General features: G+C 44.8%; 20 protein-coding genes and 1 pseudogene. 6 read left to right on the plus strand and 15 right to left on the minus strand.

Annotated features, from left to right (window positions below):
* Nucleotides 1-2: 2 nt before the first annotated feature.
* A complete protein-coding gene (gene typA, locus SB24_RS02385) occupies nucleotides 3-1,841 on the minus strand; it encodes a translational GTPase TypA (protein ID WP_007409675.1) in 1,839 nt (612 codons plus the stop codon).
* A 111-nt stretch (nucleotides 1,842-1,952) separates the two neighbouring features.
* Between typA and SB24_RS02390 the strand changes: the two genes are divergently transcribed.
* Both SB24_RS02390 and SB24_RS02395 read left to right on the plus strand, forming a co-directional pair.
* Entirely contained in the window at nucleotides 1,953-2,141 is a 189-nt protein-coding gene (locus SB24_RS02390) for a YlaF family protein (protein ID WP_003154504.1), read from the plus strand.
* 310 nt (nucleotides 2,142-2,451) lie between these two features.
* A complete protein-coding gene (locus SB24_RS02395) occupies nucleotides 2,452-3,069 on the plus strand; it encodes a hypothetical protein (RefSeq protein ID WP_015417406.1) in 618 nt (205 codons plus the stop codon).
* Nucleotides 3,070-3,107: 38 nt separating this feature from the next.
* Here SB24_RS02395 and SB24_RS02400 read toward each other — a convergent pair whose 3' ends face one another.
* The 4 genes and pseudogenes from SB24_RS02400 to SB24_RS02415 all read right to left on the minus strand — a co-directional run bounded on the left by SB24_RS02400 (nucleotide 3,108) and on the right by SB24_RS02415 (nucleotide 6,116).
* Nucleotides 3,108-3,401, minus strand: coding sequence for an anti-sigma factor family protein (locus tag SB24_RS02400; RefSeq protein ID WP_015417405.1), 294 nt, complete (start codon nucleotides 3,399-3,401; stop codon nucleotides 3,108-3,110).
* Nucleotides 3,398-3,919: pseudogene (locus SB24_RS02405) on the minus strand (sigma-70 family RNA polymerase sigma factor). Before SB24_RS02405 ends, SB24_RS02400 begins: the two are co-directional and overlap by 4 nt.
* Nucleotides 3,920-4,189, minus strand: a complete 270-nt coding sequence (locus SB24_RS02410; protein ID WP_015417403.1) for a hypothetical protein — start codon at nucleotides 4,187-4,189, stop codon at nucleotides 3,920-3,922.
* Nucleotides 4,179-6,116 carry a hypothetical protein gene (locus SB24_RS02415; protein WP_015417402.1) on the minus strand — a complete coding sequence of 646 codons (1,938 nt, stop codon included), beginning with the start codon at nucleotides 6,114-6,116 and terminating at the stop codon, nucleotides 4,179-4,181. Before SB24_RS02415 ends, SB24_RS02410 begins: the two co-directional genes overlap by 11 nt.
* 322 nt (nucleotides 6,117-6,438) lie before the next feature.
* Between SB24_RS02415 and SB24_RS02420 the strand changes: the two genes are divergently transcribed.
* Nucleotides 6,439-8,004 carry a M4 family metallopeptidase gene (locus tag SB24_RS02420; RefSeq protein WP_007409672.1) on the plus strand — a complete coding sequence of 522 codons (1,566 nt, stop codon included), beginning with the start codon at nucleotides 6,439-6,441 and terminating at the stop codon, nucleotides 8,002-8,004.
* A gap of 51 nt (nucleotides 8,005-8,055) precedes the next feature.
* On the opposite strand, the gene SB24_RS02425 is transcribed toward SB24_RS02420, so the two are convergent.
* The 3 genes from SB24_RS02425 to SB24_RS02435 form a co-directional block, all read right to left on the minus strand.
* Nucleotides 8,056-8,508: a GNAT family N-acetyltransferase gene (locus SB24_RS02425; protein ID WP_012117478.1), complete on the minus strand. Its 453-nt coding sequence runs from the start codon at nucleotides 8,506-8,508 to the stop codon at nucleotides 8,056-8,058.
* A complete protein-coding gene (gene suhB, locus SB24_RS02430; RefSeq protein WP_007409670.1) occupies nucleotides 8,495-9,292 on the minus strand; it encodes an inositol-1-monophosphatase in 798 nt (265 codons plus the stop codon). Before suhB ends, SB24_RS02425 begins: the two co-directional genes overlap by 14 nt.
* Nucleotides 9,293-9,425: 133 nt before the next feature.
* A complete protein-coding gene (locus SB24_RS02435) occupies nucleotides 9,426-9,614 on the minus strand; it encodes a hypothetical protein (RefSeq protein ID WP_003154513.1) in 189 nt (62 codons plus the stop codon).
* A gap of 236 nt (nucleotides 9,615-9,850) precedes the next feature.
* Here SB24_RS02435 and SB24_RS02440 point away from each other — a divergent pair, with 236 nt between their 5' ends.
* Nucleotides 9,851-10,483: a DUF1054 domain-containing protein gene (locus SB24_RS02440; protein ID WP_015417401.1), complete on the plus strand. Its 633-nt coding sequence runs from the start codon at nucleotides 9,851-9,853 to the stop codon at nucleotides 10,481-10,483.
* A 34-nt stretch (nucleotides 10,484-10,517) separates the two neighbouring features.
* Here SB24_RS02440 and SB24_RS02445 read toward each other — a convergent pair whose 3' ends face one another.
* On the minus strand, nucleotides 10,518-10,784 hold the full coding sequence (locus SB24_RS02445) for a UPF0223 family protein (RefSeq protein ID WP_007409667.1): 267 nt from the start codon (nucleotides 10,782-10,784) through the stop codon (nucleotides 10,518-10,520).
* Nucleotides 10,785-10,963: 179 nt separating this feature from the next.
* Between SB24_RS02445 and SB24_RS02450 the strand changes: the two genes are divergently transcribed.
* Nucleotides 10,964-12,436 carry an aminotransferase class I/II-fold pyridoxal phosphate-dependent enzyme gene (locus SB24_RS02450; RefSeq protein ID WP_015417400.1) on the plus strand — a complete coding sequence of 491 codons (1,473 nt, stop codon included), beginning with the start codon at nucleotides 10,964-10,966 and terminating at the stop codon, nucleotides 12,434-12,436.
* A gap of 47 nt (nucleotides 12,437-12,483) precedes the next feature.
* Here SB24_RS02450 and SB24_RS19370 read toward each other — a convergent pair whose 3' ends face one another.
* The gene (locus SB24_RS19370; protein WP_003154518.1) at nucleotides 12,484-12,603 is read right to left on the minus strand and encodes a GapA-binding peptide SR1P; all 120 of its coding nucleotides are present in this window, start codon (nucleotides 12,601-12,603) and stop codon (nucleotides 12,484-12,486) included.
* A 113-nt stretch (nucleotides 12,604-12,716) separates the two neighbouring features.
* Nucleotides 12,717-13,517, minus strand: coding sequence for a polysaccharide deacetylase family protein (locus tag SB24_RS02455; protein ID WP_033574599.1), 801 nt, complete (start codon nucleotides 13,515-13,517; stop codon nucleotides 12,717-12,719).
* A gap of 248 nt (nucleotides 13,518-13,765) precedes the next feature.
* On the opposite strand from SB24_RS02455, the gene SB24_RS02460 reads away from it, so the two are divergent.
* A complete protein-coding gene (locus tag SB24_RS02460; RefSeq protein WP_007409664.1) occupies nucleotides 13,766-14,140 on the plus strand; it encodes a hypothetical protein in 375 nt (124 codons plus the stop codon).
* Between the two features lie 47 nt (nucleotides 14,141-14,187).
* On the opposite strand, the gene lpdA is transcribed toward SB24_RS02460, so the two are convergent.
* From lpdA to pdhA, 4 genes are all read right to left on the minus strand, one after another.
* Nucleotides 14,188-15,600, minus strand: a complete 1,413-nt coding sequence (lpdA, locus tag SB24_RS02465) for a dihydrolipoyl dehydrogenase (RefSeq protein WP_033574600.1) — start codon at nucleotides 15,598-15,600, stop codon at nucleotides 14,188-14,190.
* A gap of 4 nt (nucleotides 15,601-15,604) precedes the next feature.
* Entirely contained in the window at nucleotides 15,605-16,933 is a 1,329-nt protein-coding gene (gene pdhC / locus SB24_RS02470; RefSeq protein WP_015417397.1) for a pyruvate dehydrogenase complex dihydrolipoyllysine-residue acetyltransferase, read from the minus strand.
* Between the two features lie 123 nt (nucleotides 16,934-17,056).
* A complete protein-coding gene (gene pdhB, locus SB24_RS02475) occupies nucleotides 17,057-18,034 on the minus strand; it encodes a pyruvate dehydrogenase complex E1 component subunit beta (protein ID WP_003154528.1) in 978 nt (325 codons plus the stop codon).
* Nucleotides 18,035-18,037: 3 nt separating this feature from the next.
* Complete coding sequence (gene pdhA / locus SB24_RS02480; RefSeq protein ID WP_003154530.1) at nucleotides 18,038-19,153, minus strand: pyruvate dehydrogenase (acetyl-transferring) E1 component subunit alpha; 1,116 nt, start codon at nucleotides 19,151-19,153, stop codon at nucleotides 18,038-18,040.
* Between the last annotated feature and the right edge of the window lie 148 nt (nucleotides 19,154-19,301).

Here is a 19,301-nt window from a genome sequence, read left to right on the forward strand (position 1 = left end):
GATTAAGACATTCCTGCTGTTTTTTTCTTTTTCGCCGCTTTTTCACGTTCGTTTTTATTCAGGATTTTCTTTCTTAAACGGATGGATTCCGGCGTTACTTCACAGTATTCATCTTCGTTTAAGTACTCGAGTGATTCTTCAAGCGACATAATGCGCGCTTTCTTAATCGTAGTCGTTTGATCCTTCGTAGCGGAACGGACGTTTGTCTGCTGTTTCATTTTGCTTACATTGACGACAAGGTCATTGTCACGGTTATGTTCGCCGACAATCATGCCTTCATATACTTCTGTTCCGGGCTCAACGAAGATGACGCCGCGGTCTTCAATACCTTGAATTCCGTAAGATGTCGCTTTTCCGTTTTCCATGGAAACGAGCACACCCTGACGTCGGCCTCCGACTTGGCCTTTTTGCATCGGCTGATAGCTGTCAAACGTGTGGTTCAGGATACCGAAACCGCGTGTCAGTGACAGAAACTCAGTAGAATAGCCGATGAGTCCGCGTGAAGGTACGGTAAAGATCAGGCGGACCTGACCGTTTCCGTTATTAATCATATCAAGCATTTCGCCTTTTCTCGCACCCATTGATTCCATAACAGAACCGGTATGCTCTTCAGGCACATCAATCTGCACGCGCTCAACAGGCTCGCAGCTTACGCCGTCGATTTCCTTAATGATAACTTCAGGTTTAGACACTTGAAGCTCATAGCCTTCACGGCGCATGTTTTCAATTAAAATGGACAGGTGAAGCTCACCGCGTCCTGAAACAACCCATGCGTCAGGTGATGCGGTCGGTTCGACACGAAGACTGACGTCTGTTTGAAGCTGCGCGTTCAGACGCTCTTCAATTTTGCGGGCTGTGACATATTTGCCTTCACGGCCTGCAAACGGGCTGTTGTTTACGACAAATGTCATTTGGAGCGTAGGCTCATCAATGCGCAGAACCGGCAGCGGCTCATGGTGGTCAGCCGGACAAACCGTTTCACCGACGTTGATGTCTTCCATGCCCGAAACGGCAACGAGGTCTCCCGCTCTCGCTTCTTCAATTTCCACGCGTTTCAATCCTTGGAAACCGAAGATTTTCGTTACGCGGAATGATTTTACCGTTCCGTCAAGTTTCATCAATGAAACCTGCTGACCCACTTTCATCGTGCCGCGGAAAACGCGTCCGATACCGATACGGCCGACATAATCATTGTAATCAAGCAGCGCCACTTGGAATTGAAGAGGCTCTTCGGCGTTATCTACCGGGGCAGGGACATGTTCAAGAATCGTTTCATACAGTGATTCCATATTTTCGTCCTGCTTTTTCGGATCCAGACTTGCCGTTCCGTTAATCGCAGAAGCGTAGACGACAGGGAACTCAAGCTGTTGTTCGTTTGCGTCAAGCTCGATGAACAAATCAAGCACTTCATCAATGACTTCTTCCGGGCGGGCGAAATCACGGTCGATTTTGTTTACGACGACAACCGGATTTAAGTTCTGCTCAAGGGCTTTTTTCAGTACGAAACGGGTTTGCGGCATGCAGCCTTCATATGCGTCAACGACTAACAGAACGCCGTCAACCATTTTCATAATCCGTTCTACCTCTCCGCCGAAGTCGGCGTGTCCCGGAGTGTCCAAAATATTAATGCGTGTATCTTTATAGTTAATCGCAGTATTTTTCGCAAGAATTGTAATACCGCGTTCACGTTCAAGATCGTTTGAATCCATTGCGCGTTCGGCAATATTTTCGTTGGCACGGAATGTTCCGGCTTGGTGAAGCAATTGGTCTACCAAAGTCGTTTTCCCATGGTCAACGTGGGCAATAATCGCGATGTTGCGAAGATCGTTTCGAAGTTTCACATTTTCATCTCCTAAAAAAATTAGATAACTTTCATATTATACCACACATCCTCTTTAAAAGCGTTACGTTTTTCTGTAAACTGAAAGTATGACGTTAAAGGGGATGGAAATATGAAAAAATTGAATTGGCTCTTATTATTATTTGCATTCGCAGCAGTCTTCAGCATGATGCTGATCGGCGTATCAATCGCTGAGAAAAGCGCATGGGGCATCATCGGAAGCATTGTTCTTGTTATCGCCATGATGGGAAGCGGTTTCACCGTAAAGAAAAAAATGCGCGAACAGGGACTGCTTGATTAAAAGCATGACCCTTTGCAAAATTCCGTAAACATGGAAAGACAATATCTTATGAAGCCTGAATCAAAGATTCAGGCTTTTTTATATCCTCAAAACAGGCTCCAGATGTAAGGCTTATCTCCCCCGCCGCCTAGTCAGGAAGCCGGAAATGACAGCTCCCACTCTAGTTACATCAGCAGATTCCCTCAGAAAATGAAGTCAGAAATAGTCCGGCACCGTTATGCAGAAAATACCATACCTCCTATATCAATTCCATCATTGTCTTTTTATACTTGTGGCTGTAAGCAAATACACATGACAAGGAGAGAATGAAATGAAAACATCTTTTTTGAAGAAAACCGCTGTAACTGCCGCAGCAACCGCCTCAGCCGCCTTGCTTGCATTCAGTCCGCTTGATTCTGCCGGCGCAAAAACGATCCAGGTAAATGAACCGCATGCCCTGGAGGCTTCCGCAGAGAAAACACCGGAAGACGCGGCAAAACTCATTGACATCATCAGCCAATCGATTTACGAAAAAGACGGTGTCTATTATTTTGACGGCGAAAAAGCGGTTGAATTGGGATTAGATCAAGAACAAGCCCAGATCATTCAAAAGCTGTGGGACAGTTCAACCGAATTTTTAACCGTTATTTCTCAATGTATTGAGAAAACGGACGGCGAATATACATTTAATAAAGAAAAAGCGGTGGAGCTCGGCTTTACGGAAAAAGAGGCCCTTATCGTTGATCAGCTGTTCACCGCTTTTTCCCAAAGTCTTCATATCCTTCAATCTGCGCTGATTGAAGAAGACGGTGTGTATACGTTTGATCAGGACCTTGCTGAAAAAGCAGGAGCAGGAAAAAAAGAAGCAAAGCTATGTGCCGGATTCTTTAATTCACTGCCCCAGGAATTGCTTGAAGGCATTTATACAGCCTTTCATCCGGCTGAGTAAACGGATTAAAACGCCCGGTCATTCAGCCGGGCGTTTTTTTAAATCAGCAGTTTAAGGACCAGCATGATAAAGAAAACAGCGCCGAACAAACAGGCTGCTTTTATCAGCAGCTTTCCGTAATACCGTTCCTTAAACCGCCTTTCTTCTTCTGCATAACAGGATGGCGCCTTCATCTCAGAGCTGCCGAGGTCAAGCGGCTCCTTCATCATATGATATAAACTCCCGCACTTACCGCATGATTCAAGATGGCGGGAAATAAACCGCTCCGTTTCTGTTTCACAATCGCCTTCAATATATAAAGGGAGTAAATCTCTCACTAAACAGCAAGTCATATCTGTCCGTCCTTCCTTTTTTCCCCCAAGTGCTGTTTCAGCTGCATTCTCGCCCTGTACAGGGTGCTCTTCACCTTCGAAAGACTCCAGTCCAAAACATCAGCAATCTCTTCGTAAGACAGCTCTTGAAATTCCCTTAAAATTAAAACGGTCTGCTGATCGCTTTTCAGACGCTGAATCTGCCCGGTCAGCGCATTCTAAGTGTCTGTCCGGGCGACGTAATGCTCCGGCAGTTCATATGTTGTTTGCTGAAGCCCTTCATTCAGGGTGATATCTGAAAATTGATATTTTCTATCACGTCTGTACCAATTGATGAAGGTATGATGGGCAATTGCATAGAGCCACGTTCTGATAGACGAGTGGCTCTTAAACGAATCAAGCCCGTTAAATGCTTTCATAAATGTATCCTGAGCGAGGTCTTTAGCGGTCTCAGCATGATGTGTGCGTCTGTAAAGGTAATACATAATATCTTGATAATGTTCACGATACAGCTGTTCAATTGACATCTTGTTTTTCATTTAAAAATAAAACCACACTGTCATCCAGATTGAGAGCACTATGAAGAATCCGTACAATCCATACGTCAGGCATTTCATATATTTAATCTGACGGATATCGCCGGACGGCGCATTCAAACCATGTTCCTTCTGCCCTTTTCTGTTTTCCGCCTCAGCTCCGAATAAAGGCTCATGTTCTTTCATCCACTGGAGCGTGCCGCCTTCGAGTTCCCCCTCCTTATATAGGTCGTATAAATCGAAGAAGACAGCCTTTTTTTCTTTATTGTTCATAAAGGTTCACCGCCTCGTAAGTATCCGCGTTCACTACATATGCGTCATGACGGTTTGAACCGAACGGCTGAATAATGACGAGCCATGCGTTATATGTTACGCCGTCTTTCACCGCTATGACAGGCTTGACCCGCTTTTTGTAAATGATGCCGTTATAAGCTGCCGCCACTTTTTTGAATGCTGTTTGTCCGTCTCTGTATGTATGCGGGAATGTTTTGGCACTTACCTGTCCGTAGAATGAGGCCTCTTTCATGCCTTCTTCATTCCGGAGCGTATAAACGAATGTGCCTTCAGAGTTTTCAAAAACGAGATTGCCTTCCGATTTATCAATTTGTCTAAGCTTTGAAGTATCCGCGTCCAGCAATGAAAAAAGCTTCTTCTGAAGTTCTGTTTTTGTTAAAACGGTGCTGTCAGGTGAGACTCTGATTTTTATAAGACGTCCGGATACTGCATCAAATATCAGCTCCGTTCCGTTATTCGCAGTTACGGTCAAACTGCTGCCGATCAGGCTATTTATATCTGTCTTTGTGATTTCAAATGTCTGATCAGGCATTTGAAGCGTACGAAAGGCGGCTTTTGATGCTTTCACTATGTCTTTTTCCGTCATATGCACCTGCGGCAGTGACTCAAGCTGATAAATAGACGGGGCTTCTGAAAAACCCATAATGGTGTCTTTTTCCCAGTAAAATACTGTGCCCGAAACTTCGTGTTTCGTCCCTTGTGTTTTCGGCGCAATCTCCACGACAAACTGTCCGTCTTCTTTTCTCACTGTTGTCTGAATGCCTTGTGTTTTTATTTTCCGGCCGTGTGCCGACAAGAAATCCAGCGACTTTTTCCGGTATTCCTCTTCTGTAAAAGTGCGGCCTTCCGGTTTTTTAAGATATTGATAATTTGTAATCAATCGGGAAACCTCGTCCACTTCCGCTTCGTAATCTTCCGTTTTAAAACGGTAAAAGTAATGGAGGTCCTGATTGGTTTCTGTTAAATAAATCGGATTCTCTGCCGGAAAAAATGATGTAAGGATCCGTTCCGCTTGGTCTGAAGTGATATGTTCACCCACATTATCAACAGAATCTTCAGCTATCGGCTTTGAAACCGCAAAAGCTGCATCGCCCGCATTGTATACCGGATTCAAAAAGACAATAAAACCAGCGGCCGTTGCCGCCGCAAGAAAGCTTTTCGTCCGCTGTCTGATCCTGTCTGACCGATGAAATAAATGATGGGTCATCAGAAAACCGGCCATCGTTAAATACACCGTAAATGGTAGAAGTCTGCCGTAATCTTTTGTTACACCTGCCGAGGGCGCAGCGAGCACCCACACCAACAGCCCGATGACTCCGGCATAAAACACTCCGATAAAAACAGGTCTCGGTTTCCAATACATTTTAAAGAATAAAACATTCATAGAAATCAGCAGAAGTAAAACAACCGTAATAAAACATAGCATCGAAACTATATCCTCCCCCGCCATCACATCGGGACTGATATTCCAGAAAGCGAAAAAGCTGAAGATCAGCTGAATGACGGGCAGTGCCACCACAGTGAGATCAAACGTATAAAACATGCCCTTTCCCCTCTGCTCCCGCGTCATGAGCATATAGTGAAACGCGGTGAGCAGCACATACCCATACATTAAGAGATGAACGATCGGAAGAAGCTCTCTTTCTTCCGATATCAAATAGTGCGCGCTAAAGTAAGTACTCTGCACCTGATGAACCAATTCAACTGTTATGCCCGCTAATAATACGGCCCTGAGCAGAATTCCTGAATAAAACCAAACTCTCTCACGGCTGATTTTCGGATGAAAAGTCAGCGCGTATAAAACAGCAAGGCAGACGGCTGACCACTGAATGATCAACACGCTCTGTCTGCTTAAAATGAAATACCTGTCGAAATGCTGAATAAAATGACTGAAAATCTCTGACATCTGAAACAATCCTTTTCGTTTATTAAGGCCTCACCCATTTAGACAAACGGCTATAAAAAAAGTTTTACAGATCGGAACATTTTTCCCCTATCATTTTTCCCGACTTCATTTGTCATTTTTTTCAGAATAAATCGCATCATTCGACTCATGTCTGATTCAACACGTGCCTCTCGGCTTATCCCCCGATGCCGGCCGCCGGAAGCCTTTCCGGGACGATTCTATCAATTCATCAGCGGAGTCTAGTTTTATATTGCAGAATGAGAGAATGCTGGTTTATTATAACAATATAAGTTTTCATTATTTTCAAAAAGGGGGATTTATTGTGGGTTTAGGTAAGAAATTGTCTGTTGCTGTCGCCGCTTCCTTTATGAGTTTAACTATCAGTCTTCCGGGTGTTCAGGCCGCTGAGAATCCTCAGCTTAAAGAAAACCTGACGAACTTTGTGCCGAAGCATTCTTTGGTGCAGTCTGAGTTGCCTTCAGTCAGTGACAAAGCAATCAAGCAATACTTGAAACAAAACGGCAAAGTCTTCAAAGGCAACCCTTCTGAGAGACTGAAGCTGATTGACCACACGACCGATGATCTCGGCTACAAGCACTTCCGTTATGTGCCTGTCGTTAACGGTGTGCCTGTGAAAGACTCGCAAGTCATTATTCACGTCGATAAATCCAACAATGTCTATGCGATTAACGGTGAATTAAACAACGATGCTTCTGCCAAAACGGCAAACAGCAAAAAATTATCTGCAAATCAGGCGCTGGATCATGCTTTTAAAGCAATCGGCAAATCACCTGAAGCCGTCTCTAACGGCAACGTTGCAAACAAAAACAAAGCCGAGCTGAAAGCAGCGGCCACAAAAGACGGTAAATACCGCCTCGCCTATGATGTAACCATCCGCTACATCGAACCGGAACCAGCTAACTGGGAAGTAACCGTTGATGCGGAGACAGGGAAAGTCCTGAAAAAGCAAAACAAAGTGGAGCATGCCGCTGCAACCGGAACAGGTACGACTCTTAAAGGAAAAACGGTCTCATTAAATATTTCTTCTGAAAGCGGCAAATATGTAATGCGTGATCTTTCTAAACCTACTGGAACGCAAATTATTACGTACGATCTGCAAAATCGACAGTATAACCTGCCGGGCACGCTCGTATCAAGCACTACCAACCAGTTCACAACTTCTTCTCAGCGCGCTGCCGTTGATGCGCATTACAATCTCGGCAAAGTGTACGATTATTTCTATCAGACGTTTAAACGCAACAGTTACGACAATAAAGGCGGCAAAATCGTATCTTCCGTTCATTACGGCAGCAAATACAATAACGCGGCCTGGATCGGCGACCAAATGATTTACGGTGACGGTGACGGCTCATTCTTCTCGCCTCTTTCCGGTTCAATGGACGTAACGGCCCATGAAATGACACACGGTGTTACACAGGAAACAGCCAACCTGAACTATGAAAATCAGCCGGGCGCTTTAAATGAATCCTTCTCTGATGTATTCGGATACTTCAACGATACTGAGGACTGGGATATCGGTGAAGATATTACGGTCAGCCAGCCGGCTCTCCGCAGTTTATCCACTCCGACAAAATACGGACAGCCCGATCATTACAAAAATTATCAAAACCTTCCGAACACTGATGCCGGCGACTACGGCGGCGTGCATACAAACAGCGGAATTCCGAACAAAGCCGCTTACAACACGATTACAAAAATCGGCGTGAAAAAAGCGGAGCAGATTTACTATCGCGCACTGACGGTATATCTCACTCCGTCATCAAACTTTAAAGATGCAAAAGCAGCTTTGATTCAATCAGCGCGGGACCTTTACGGCTCTCAAGACGCTGCAAGCGTAGAAGCGGCCTGGAATGCGGTCGGCTTGTAAACAAAAAAAGAGACCGGAGAAATCCGGTCTCTTTTTTATATCTGAAACATTTCACAATGGCTTCACCATGATCATATATGTCTTTTCCCGATCGTCTTTTTCAAGCTTAAGCTGTTCAAAGCCGCATTGGCTTAAAAACAAAACCCATTCCTGCCTGTCCAGGGGAACGGCTGAAAACATCGCTTTATGCTCCCCTCTCAGCCGGCCCGCAATCTCTTCAATGACCGCGCGTCCGATTCCTTTCTCTTTTGCCTCCGGAGCGACGGCCACGGTTCCGAGCCACGGTTTTCCGTTTGAAGGCGCCCATTCCAAATGAAAACTGACGGCGGCAGGAGCGCCGTCAATCTCCCATACGAGCCACGTTCCATTGTACATGGAGTATGCAAGCATAAACTCCGCCGCATTTTTTGTTCCGAACTCTTCGTTTTTCCACACCGGGTGTGCAGCCGCCAGCTGCTCCAGAAACCCGAGATCTTCTTCTTCAAAATCTCTACCTGTCAGCATGTAAATAGTCGTCAAAGATAATTTTATGTATTGCCGGATTGCCCGCAAGCACGCTGTGGTTGTCTAAAAACGTAAACGGTTCGCCATCTGTGGTCGTGTAAATGCCCCCGACTTCGTTCAGCAGCACGCAGCCGGCAGCGTAATCCCACGGCGCGAGCCTCATCGTAATGTATGCGTCAATGCGGCCGGCCGCAACACTGGCGAGCTCAAGTGCCGCCGAGCCGTAGGACCGCGTTCCTCTGACCCGTTTTACGAGCGGCGCCAAAATACTCGGGTCAATCCTTCTGTTTTCCGTCACCCATGTGGCATTGATTGCAATAATGGCTTCTTCAATGGAAGCTTCTTTTAAAGGAGCAAGCGGCGTGTCGTTCAGATAAGCCCCTTTTCCGCTGAATGCGTGATACAGTTCGTCCTGCATCACATCATAAATTAAGCCGATTTTGCCTTTTCCGTCTTCAAAGATGCCGATGGAGATCGCGAAATGCCGCTTTTGATGGACAAAATTCATCGTCCCGTCAATCGGATCAATGATCCAGACGATTCCGTCAAGGGAGCGGAGCTTATCTCCCTGCCCTTCTTCTCCGAGAATCCGGTGTCCGGGAAAAGTTCCCTGTATACGGTCAATGAAAAAGCGTTCCGTCTCTTTATCAATATTTGTGACTAAATCATTCGGATTTGATTTTGTTTCAATCGTCAAGCTTTCCTGCATGGATTGTCTGATTCTCGTTCCGGCTTCTTTTACCCATTGTTTTGCGATATCATCAATTTCCGTCCAATTTGTCATACCGTGTACCTCTTTTCTATGTATAGCTTATTCTATAGCATACTGATAAAGGCGATGAAAAAGCAAGGAAAATGAAAAAAATGCCTTCTCACGTAAAAACGAACCATTTCCTGCGGTTCGTTTTTACTATTCTTTATCCGTTAAGCCGAATCCATTCTTTTCTGAGACGTTCCAGTTTTCTTTTGCTGAGATCGATTTGATCTTCATTCTCTTTTTGCATGGCCTCATACAGGGTTGCCAATTCATAATCAACCTCTAGTCTCCAGACAGCTACACGGTTATTTTTTTCCTCCCTGAATCCTTCCTTCACCACTTGCCTCATTGTCTTTCGCCCCTTCCAGAGATCATTTGTTAAAAAAGCATCCCATTTTTCCAATTTATTAATGATACTTCTTATATCGTATGGAAACTTATATTCGGCTGTAACAACATTCTTAAAATTGTGTGTTTACCTATTCGTTTTTTACCACCAATCCTCTCGGTTCAAACGTTCTCAATGTTTTTGCGGCCGGCGGCGGCTGTGGTAAAATATGAATACTTACGATAAGGAGGAAAAAGATGACTCAGATGCGTTTTACAAAAGAAGACTTCGATACATTTACAATAGAAGGTTTAGATCCGCGCATGGAGGTGTTAAAAGAACAAGTCCGCCCGAAGCTGACCTTGTTAGGAGAGCATTTCGCACCGACATTGTCAGCATTGACAGGAGATGAAATGTTCCCGCATGTCGCCAAGCACGCGAGAAGATCTGTCAACCCGCCGGCTGACAGCTGGGTTGCCTTTGCCAACAGCAAACGCGGGTATAAGAAACTCCCTCACTTTCAGATCGGTTTATGGGACACTCATATGTTTGTATGGTTTGCCATCATTTATGAATCTCCGATAAAAGAGGAATACGGCAGATTGCTGGAAGCGAAGCAGGAGGACATCACAAAACAGATTCCCGGTCATTTTGTATGGTCGCCGGATCATACGAAGCCAGGTGCGTACAAGCAGTCCGACATGGATCAGGAGCAGCTGAAAACATTATTTGAACGCCTGCAGACAGTGAAAAAAGCAGAGCTTTTGTGCGGCATTCAGCTGCAAAAAGAAGACGTGATCAACATGAACAACAATGAATTCCTGCAAACCATTGAAGATACTTTTAGGAAGCTTTCCTTTTTATACACACTGACTCAGAAAGTCTCATAACATAAAAAGCGGGCCGATTGCCGGCTCGCTTTGTCTACATTTTGATAATCGCTTGATCTGATTGTTTCGCCTGTTTCACAGTCCGATACGGGGAATAGGTGCTGTCAGCTTCAAATTGGCTGCAGATTTTCTTTTCTTCCGCTTTCCCGGGAACGATTTCTTTAAAGCGGCGGTACGCATTCAGAAGCCTGTCTCGGTCAGCTCCTTTTTCATAGGCGTTTTCCACCTGCTGAAAAAAAGCAATAACATCCACGGCCTCCTCTGTCGTCCAGTCCTCATTCATCGGATATTGATATTCCAAATGTCCTCACTCCTTTATCATCATGCTCAAAATAAGCATCTTCCATAGATCATAAATTGTTCTTTACTTTCTTTCAAGTTCATAATATAATTCATTTGTTTTACGTTTAAAAAACGGGTAATAAAACTGAATGTAATACAAACTAATCCGTAGGTATTATGATAAAGGTGGGAAAACAATTGCCGCAACATGAAACACCCCTGTACAGCGGACTGAAAAAGCACGCGGACAGACAGCCTGTCCAATTCCACATTCCGGGCCATAAAAAAGGCGCGGGAATGGATCCGGAATTCAGACAATTTATCGGAGAAAACGCGTTAAGCATAGATTTAATTAATATCGAACCTCTGGATGATTTACATGCGCCAAAGGGCATCATTAAAGAAGCCCAGGATCTGGCCGCGGAAGCATTCGGCGCAGACCATACCTTCTTTTCCGTACAAGGGACGAGCGGCGCCATTATGACGATGGTCATGGCCGTATGCGGACCCGGAGATAAAATCATCATCCCGAGAAACGTTCATAAATCCATTATGTCGGCCATTGTATTTTCCGGAGCGGTGCCGATTTTTATTCACCCGGAAATTGACGATGAGCTCGGAATTTCTCACGGCATTACGCTTGAGTCCGCCGAGCGGGCTTTGACGGAGCACCCTGACGCAAAAGGCCTGCTTGTCATAAATCCGACGTACTTCGGTGTGTCAGCTGACTTAAGCAGCATTGTAAAGCTCGCGCATTCTTTCGATGTGCCTGTGCTTGTCGATGAAGCGCACGGCGTGCATATTCATTTTCATGATAAGCTTCCTCTGTCCGCCATGCAGGCGGGCGCTGATATGGCAGCCACAAGCGTGCACAAATTGGGTGGCTCCCTGACGCAGAGCTCCATTTTAAATGTGAGAGAAGGTCTTGTTTCCAAAGAAAGAGTACAGTCGATTTTAAGCATGCTGACGACAACGTCAACATCCTATCTGCTTCTCGCTTCACTGGATGTCGCAAGAAAACGCCTCGCTACAGAAGGCCGCGATCTTCTAGAAGATACGATTCTGCTGGCGGATCAGACACGGGAACGCCTCAATCAAATTGAAGGCATCCGCTGTGTCGGTGAAGAAATCACAGGGTCTAAAGCTGCCTTCAGTTATGATCCGACTAAATTAATCATTTCGGTCAAAAACCTCGGCCTGACGGGTCATGACGTTGAAAAATGGCTCCGCGAATCATATAATATCGAAGTCGAGCTGTCCGATTTGTATAATATTTTATGTATTTTCACCCCCGGCGACAGAGCGGGAGATGCCGACCGTCTTGTAAGCGCGCTTACAGACATTTCAAAGCAGGCTTCCGCCAATGACTATGCTCATCAGCAAACCGAGGTTCTGCTTCCTGAAATTCCTCTGTTAGCGATGACGCCAAGAGACGCGTTTTACGCAAATACGGAAGTCATTCCGTTAAAAGAATCCGCGGGACGGATCATCGCAGAGTTTGTCATGGTGTACCCGCCGGGAATTCCAATCTTTATTCCGGGCGAGATCATTACTGAAGAAAATATCAGCTACATTTTTAAAAACTTGGACGCCGGCCTTCCTGTGCAGGGTCCCGAAGATGCAACGCTTGAAATGATCAGAGTCATCAAAGAGCAAAAAGCCATCCAATAAACATAAAGAAGCCCGAAACGAAATCGTTTCGGGCCTTTTTACGCTTTTTACTCTTCTTCAAGATGACACTGGCATTGTCCGCAGCATGTTCCGTATAACGTCGTGACCTTCTCATCCTCAAAGTAATGAATCGCTTCGTTACAGTCTTGGCAAACAATTGTACCCATCTGTCATTCCCCATTTCTCAGAATTTGAAAACGCTTAATTTTTACTTGTTGTTATTATATTATTATGTCACATTTAATATGTCAACTGATAAATTGTATAACACATTTATTTTTTACGGTCTTTTTATAGCTCGAGGGTCAATCACAGTATATCCTTTATGACGCAATCCTTTTACAATGTCCGGCATGGCTTCCGCCGTCCATTTCCGGTCATGCATCAATATGTTGGCCCCGTCCCGCAGATAAGGACTGTTCAGTGTGATATCGGTAAGCGCTTTTTTGGATTGATATTTCTGATCCCAATCATACCCGAAGGTCCAGTTCATTTTCACCATACCTTCTTTTTTTATAAGTCTGTCACTGTAGTCCGTATTGCTTCCGAAAGGCGCCCTGAAAAATGCGGGTTTCTCTCCTATTACCTTTTCAACCGCTTTATTGACGCCAATGATTTCTTCCCGTTGTTTTTGTTCGGAAAGATCTTTTAAGTTTTGATGAGTCATTGTATGATTACCGATCATAAAACCTAACTCATGAATATGCTTAAGCGCTTTCTTATTTTCATCTTTTTTCAAAAAATGTCCGTTTACAAAAAAGATCGCTGACGCATTGAGATCGTGCAGTTTGTCCGCAATCTCAGCGGCATGCTGATCAGGCGCGTCATCGATCGTTACCAATGCGATCGGTTTTTTCTCTTTCTGTTCATCCATTTTTTCCACAGAAAAGCTTTTCGGATTGATATAGTAACGGGGCTCCGCCTTCTGTTTTTTCTGTTTTTCCTCTTTTGTATGGTGGTTTTCCCGTTTGGCATGATTGGCCGCGGTTTGAGAATGGGGTTTGTTTGTTTGCATCTTTTCATTTGATTGGCAGCCGGCGAGTAAGCATATACATATGACAGCTGCAGCGGCTTTATACATGACAATCCCTCCTGATATGGTTTTGCTCCCAGTATAACGAAAAAACAGCGCTCTCACGAAAAACAATGTGCCTTTTTTACACATCGGCTGCGCAAGTTGTCACACGTATTATTTCTTCATTAAAAACGGTTTCAATTATATAACAATTCAGTAACAAGCCTTAGGTTTTTCACCTCTCGTGATACACTTGATATAGTCCTTATAAATGGATGAACCCATATATTATATAAAACAGAGGAGTAAGATAGATGCGCTACCGTACGGTGATTCCCTTTTTTTTGATGCTGTTCGTTCTGTCAAGCTGTTCGGTTTCTACTGTCAGTCCATTCACAAAAAACCGGATCGACAGCATTCATCACACTCAAATCTTGTTTTTTTCCGATGAAAATCATATAGATAAAGAAGTGCCTTATTACGATGCGATTCTTGATTTAGAAAAGAAATATCCCCATCATGTCGATCAAATGAAGGTTTATGACAACAGAAAGGGATGGGAAGAGGAAATCAACACGTTCCCTGCGCTGATGGTGATCAATCATCGGCATGTGGTCATGAAGATTGAGGGATCCGTAAAGAAAAAAGAGGATATCATCAAACCTATGCAGCATGTGCTTGCACAATAAAAACAGCCCCCGCTTTTACAAACGGGGGCTGTTTCTTTGTTGCATTATTATTTCACGATATGGATCGGGCTTCCGATTGCTACTTCGGCAGCTTCCATAGTGATTTCGCCCAATGTCGGGTGAGCGTGAATTGTCATTGCGATATCTTCAGCAGTCATTCCGCCTTCGATCGCCAGGCTCAATTCAGAAATCATGTCAGAAGCGCTTGCGCCGGCAATTTGCGCACCGATTACAAGACCGTCTTCTTTACGAGTGATCAGCTTCATAAAGCCGTCAGTTTCGTTAAGAGACAGCGCACGTCCGTTTGCTGCAAACGGGAACTTAGCTGCAACGACTTCAATGCCTTCTTCTTTCGCCTGTGCTTCAGTGTAACCGACAGAAGCCAGTTCAGGCTCAGAGAATACAACCGCCGGAATACCGAGGTAATCGATTTCAGCCGGCTCTCCTGAAATAGCTTCGGCAGCGATTTTACCTTCGTAAGACGCTTTGTGAGCCAATGGAGGTCCGTCAATGATGTCACCGATTGCGTAAATGTTCGGTACGTTTGTGCGGCACTGCTTGTCTGTTTTAATGACACCGCGGTCAGTCATTTCGATACCGACTTGCTCAAGTCCGAGCTCATCAGTGTTCGGACGGCGTCCGACAGTGATTAATACGTAATCAGCATCAACCGTTTTTTCTTCGCCTTTTACTTCGAATGTAACTGTTACGCCGTCAGGTCTTTCCTCAACGCCTTTAGCCATGGCGCTTGTATGGATTTCAACGTTGCCTTTTTTCTTCAGTCTGCGGGTAACGAGAGAACTCATTTGTTTTTCGAAGCCAGGAAGAATTTCATCTCCGCCTTCTAAAATAACCAATTCAGTTCCGAAGTTCGCATACGCTGTTCCAAGCTCAGTACCGATATATCCGCCGCCGATAACAACGAGCTTTTTCGGAATTTCTTTAAGTGCAAGTGCGCCTGTAGAGTTCAGAACGCGTTCGCTATATTTGAAGTTTGGCAATTCGATAGGGCGAGAACCGGTAGCAATGATTGCGTTTTTAAACGTGTATGTTTGCGCAGAGTTCTCATCCATTACGCGGACAGAGTTGCTGTCTACGAAATAAGCTTCCCCTTTTACAACGTCCACTTTATTTCCTTTTAAAAGACCTGCAACACCGCCGGTAAGCTTATTTACAACAGAAGCTTTCCATTCTTGGACTTTTGTAAAGTCAACCGTTACGTTCTCAGCAGTGATTCCCATGTCATCTGAATGTTTTGCATTCTCGTAACGATGGCCTGCATTGATGAGCGCTTTTGAAGGAATACAGCCGACGTTCAGACAAACGCCTCCAAGAGTTGCTTTTTCAACGACTGTTACTTTTTGTCCAAGCTGAGCAGCGCGGATGGCAGCTACATAGCCGCCGGGTCCCGCACCAATCACAAGAGTATCTGTTTCAATAGGGAAATCTCCTACTACCATAACATTACGCCTCCATTAAAATAAGTTGTGGATCGTTCAGTAAACGCTTGATGTGGTTTAACGCATTTTGTGCAGTTGCTCCGTCAATCATACGGTGGTCAAAGCTGAGAGAAAGAGCTAAGACAGGAGCAGCTACAATTTCACCGTCACGGACGATCGCTTTTTCAGCAATACGGCCGATACCGAGAATCGCAACCTCTGGATGGTTGATAACCGGTGTGAACCATTGGCCTCCGGCAGAACCGATATTTGTGATCGTGCAAGAAGCGCCTTTCATTTCCGCAGGTGCAAGCTTGCCTTCACGCGCTTTTGTAGCAAGGCTGTTGATTTCATCAGAGATTTCGAAAACGGCTTTACGGTCGGCATTTTTCACTACCGGCACAAGCAGGCCTTTTTCGGTATCCGCTGCAATTCCGATGTTGAAGTAATGTTTTTGGATCACTTCATCTGTTTTATCATCAATAGATGTGTTTAAAACAGGGAATTTTTTCAAAGCGGATGTTAATGCTTTGACGACGTAAGGCAGATAAGTCAGCTTAATGCCTTGATCAGCAGCAACTTGTTTGAACTGTTTGCGGTGAGCAACAAGATTTGTTACGTCAACTTCATCCATAAGAGTTACGTGCGGTGCAGTATGCTTAGAGTTCACCATTGCTTTCGCGATCGCTTTACGGATACCGCTCATTTTTTCGCGTGTTTCAGGGAATTCGCCTTCAGGAGCCTGAGCCGCTGCAGGTTTAGCTGTTTCCTGAGGTGCAGCTGTTTCTTGCGGTGCCGCTTCTTGAGCCGCTCCTCCATTTGCAAAGCTGTCGATATCTTCTTTTACAACACGTCCGTTATTGCCTGAACCTGTTACTTTACGGATATCCACGCCTTTTTCACGGGCATATTTGCGTACGGAAGGCATGGCGATCACGCGTTTGTTCGGATCAGCTTCCACTTGGTCCTGCTGTCCTGCGCCGGTTTCTTTTGCAGGCTCTTTAGGAGTCTCTTCTTTAGAGATATCCTGCCCTGCTTCAGCAGACGACTGAACTTGAGCCTCAGTTTTCGCCTCTCCTGAATCATGGCTTCCTTTAAATTGAAGATCTTCGTAACCAGGTGCGTCAAACGTAATAATCGTTTGTCCAACAGTTGCAACTGTTCCCTCTTCAACTTTTAATTCTAATACTTTTCCTTTAACAGGTGAAGGAATTTCTACCACTGCTTTATCATTTTGCACTTCAGCCAGAACATCGTCTTCTTCTACCTCGTCGTTCGGCTTAACAAACCATTTTACGATTTCGCCTTCGTGGATACCTTCCCCGATATCCGGAAGTTTAAATTCAAATGCCACAGTTTTCGACCTCCTAGTTGATTAAGCAAATTTTAGTTATGCATTCGCAAGCATTGAACCTAGTAAACAGATTCCTTCATATAAGAGAGAAGGACTCTCTTTACCGTCTTTTATGATGCCTGATTAAAATTCAAGAACTTTTTTCGCAGTTTCAAGAACGTCTTTATGGTTTGGAAGCCATACGCTCTCAGCAAGCGAGAAAGGAAATACTGTATCAGGCGCCGCAACACGCAGAACCGGAGCTTCCAGGCTCAGAATCGCGCGGTCATTGATTTCAGCTACAACGTTGGCAGCGATGCCGGCTTGTTTTTGAGCTTCTTGCACGACAATTGCGCGGCCTGTTTTTTCAACAGAAGCAATAATTGTATCAATATCAAGCGGACTTACAGTGCGAAGGTCGATAACTTCAGCAGAAACGCCTTCTTTTTCAAGCTCTTCAGCAGCCTTAAGCGACTCATGAACCATCGCGCCGTATGTGATGATAGAAAGGTCAGTACCTTCGCGTTTCACATCAGCTTTGCCTAGCTCGATTGTGTATTCCTCCTCAGGAACTTCCTGACGGAAAGAACGGTAAAGTTTCATATGCTCTAAGAAAACAACCGGATCATTGTCTCTGATAGAGGCAATCAGCAGTCCTTTTGCATCGTAAGGAGTGGATGGGATAACAACTTTAATACCCGGCTGCTGAGCGATAAGGCCTTCCAAACTGTCAGCGTGAAGTTCAGGTGTATGAACCCCTCCGCCGAATGGAGAACGGATTGTCACCGGAGAAGTCCAGCGTCCGCCGGAACGGTAGCGGAGACGAGCCATTTGTCCTGAAATTGAATCCATTACTTCATATACGAATCCGAAGAATTGGATTTCCATAACAGGACGGTAATCTTGCAGGCCTAAACCGAGAGCGAGACCGCCGATACCGGATTCAGCAAGCGGCGTGTCAAATACGCGGTCCTCACCGAATTCTTTTTGAAGGCCTTCAGTTGCACGGAATACGCCTCCGGCAACGCCTACATCTTCCCCGAAAAGCAGAACGTTTTCATTGTTTTTCAGTTCTGTGCGTAACGCATCAGTGATCGCTTGAATCATTGTCATTTGCGCCATGGCTTACTTCGACTCCTTCGCTTTGTAAATTTCAAGTTGTTCTTTCAAGTTGAACGTCGGCTCTTCAAACATATTCTCAATCAGCTCTGTTACTTTCGGTTTTGATTCGCCGTCAGCCTTTTTGATAGCTTGTTTGATTTCTTCTTTGGCCTGTTCAATCACTTTGTTCTCTTCTTCTTCAGACCATAGTCCTTTGTTTTCCAAGAACTTGCGGAAACGTACGAGCGGGTCTTTTTGCTCCCATTCATTTTCTATTTCTTTCGTACGATATTTAGTCGGATCGTCACCGGACATTGTATGAGGTCCGTAACGGAATGTAAGAGTTTCAATCAGAGTCGGACCTTCACCGTTAATTGCGCGCTGGCGTGCTTCTGCGGTTGCAGCGTAAACGGCAAGTGCATCCATTCCGTCTACTTGAACACCTGTAATACCGACGGCAACTGCTTTTTGGGCAATTGTCTGTGCGGATGATTGCTTTTCTACAGGAGTTGAAATCGCATAGCGGTTATTCTGAACAACGAAGATCGCTGGCGCTTTAAATGCTCCGGCAAAGTTCATTCCTTCATAGAAGTCACCTTGAGAAGCTCCGCCGTCACCAGTGTAAGTAATAGCTACCGCTTTTTTACCGCGCTTTTTAAGACCTAAAGCTACACCTGCGGTTTGGATAATTTGAGCACCAATAATAATTTGAGGTGATAAAGCATTTACTCCCTCAGGCATCTGATTACCTTTAAAATGGCCTCTTGAGAACAGGAATGCCTGGTGTAAAGGAAGACCGTGCCAAATCAGCTGAGGAACGTCACGATAACCCGGAAGGATAAAGTCGTCCTGTTCAAGCGCGAAGTGTGATGCAATTTGAGAAGCTTCCTGGCCCGCTGTCGGTGCATAGAAACCTAAACGTCCTTGACGGGAAAGAGAAATTGAACGCTGGTCTAAAATGCGGATATACACCATTCTTCTCATTAATTCCTTTAACTGATCATCTGAAAGATCAGGCATTGCGTCTTTATTTACGACTTCTCCTTCAGCATTTAAAATTTGGAACGTTTCAAACTGCTTATTAATAGCATCAAATTGTTTTTTGCTATCAACAATTGAAGTTTTTGTCTTTGCAGCCATTTTTTAAACCACCTCTTCTTTTGATTTAACAGGGTTAGGATACCGTTTAGCCATCCGTATTAAAAACAGTCTTATCATGCTCTGCAATTCTAAAATTAATCATTCAGAAATTCACATAGCGCTTAAGCAAAGATAATGACGTTTAAAC

This window comes from Bacillus sp. Pc3 (assembly GCF_000815145.1).
GTDB classification, from domain to species: Bacteria; Bacillota; Bacilli; order Bacillales; family Bacillaceae; genus Bacillus; species Bacillus velezensis.

Bases quoted from the DNA above. Each gene is read 5' to 3' on its own strand.
- pdhA (WP_003154530.1), bottom strand. From the start codon at position 19,153: ATGGCTGCAAAGACAAAAACTTCAATTGTTGATAGCAAAAAACAATTT.
- SB24_RS02415 (WP_015417402.1), bottom strand. From the start codon at position 6,116: ATGTCAGAGATTTTCAGTCATTTTATTCAGCATTTCGACAGGTATTTC.
- SB24_RS19370 (WP_003154518.1), bottom strand. From the start codon at position 12,603: ATGGGTACAATTGTTTGCCAAGACTGTAACGAAGCGATTCATTACTTT.
- SB24_RS02455 (WP_033574599.1), bottom strand. From the start codon at position 13,517: ATGTATAAAGCCGCTGCAGCTGTCATATGTATATGCTTACTCGCCGGC.
- SB24_RS02435 (WP_003154513.1), bottom strand. From the start codon at position 9,614: ATGAGGCAAGTGGTGAAGGAAGGATTCAGGGAGGAAAAAAATAACCGT.
- SB24_RS02410 (WP_015417403.1), bottom strand. From the start codon at position 4,189: ATGAACAATAAAGAAAAAAAGGCTGTCTTCTTCGATTTATACGACCTA.
- SB24_RS02390 (WP_003154504.1), top strand. From the start codon at position 1,953: ATGAAAAAATTGAATTGGCTCTTATTATTATTTGCATTCGCAGCAGTC.
- pdhB (WP_003154528.1), bottom strand. From the start codon at position 18,034: ATGGCGCAAATGACAATGATTCAAGCGATCACTGATGCGTTACGCACA.
- SB24_RS02460 (WP_007409664.1), top strand. From the start codon at position 13,766: ATGCGCTACCGTACGGTGATTCCCTTTTTTTTGATGCTGTTCGTTCTG.
- SB24_RS02440 (WP_015417401.1), top strand. From the start codon at position 9,851: ATGACTCAGATGCGTTTTACAAAAGAAGACTTCGATACATTTACAATA.
- SB24_RS02400 (WP_015417405.1), bottom strand. From the start codon at position 3,401: ATGACTTGCTGTTTAGTGAGAGATTTACTCCCTTTATATATTGAAGGC.
- SB24_RS02425 (WP_012117478.1), bottom strand. From the start codon at position 8,508: ATGCTGACAGGTAGAGATTTTGAAGAAGAAGATCTCGGGTTTCTGGAG.
- lpdA (WP_033574600.1), bottom strand. From the start codon at position 15,600: ATGGTAGTAGGAGATTTCCCTATTGAAACAGATACTCTTGTGATTGGT.
- suhB (WP_007409670.1), bottom strand. From the start codon at position 9,292: ATGACAAATTGGACGGAAATTGATGATATCGCAAAACAATGGGTAAAA.
- SB24_RS02395 (WP_015417406.1), top strand. From the start codon at position 2,452: ATGAAAACATCTTTTTTGAAGAAAACCGCTGTAACTGCCGCAGCAACC.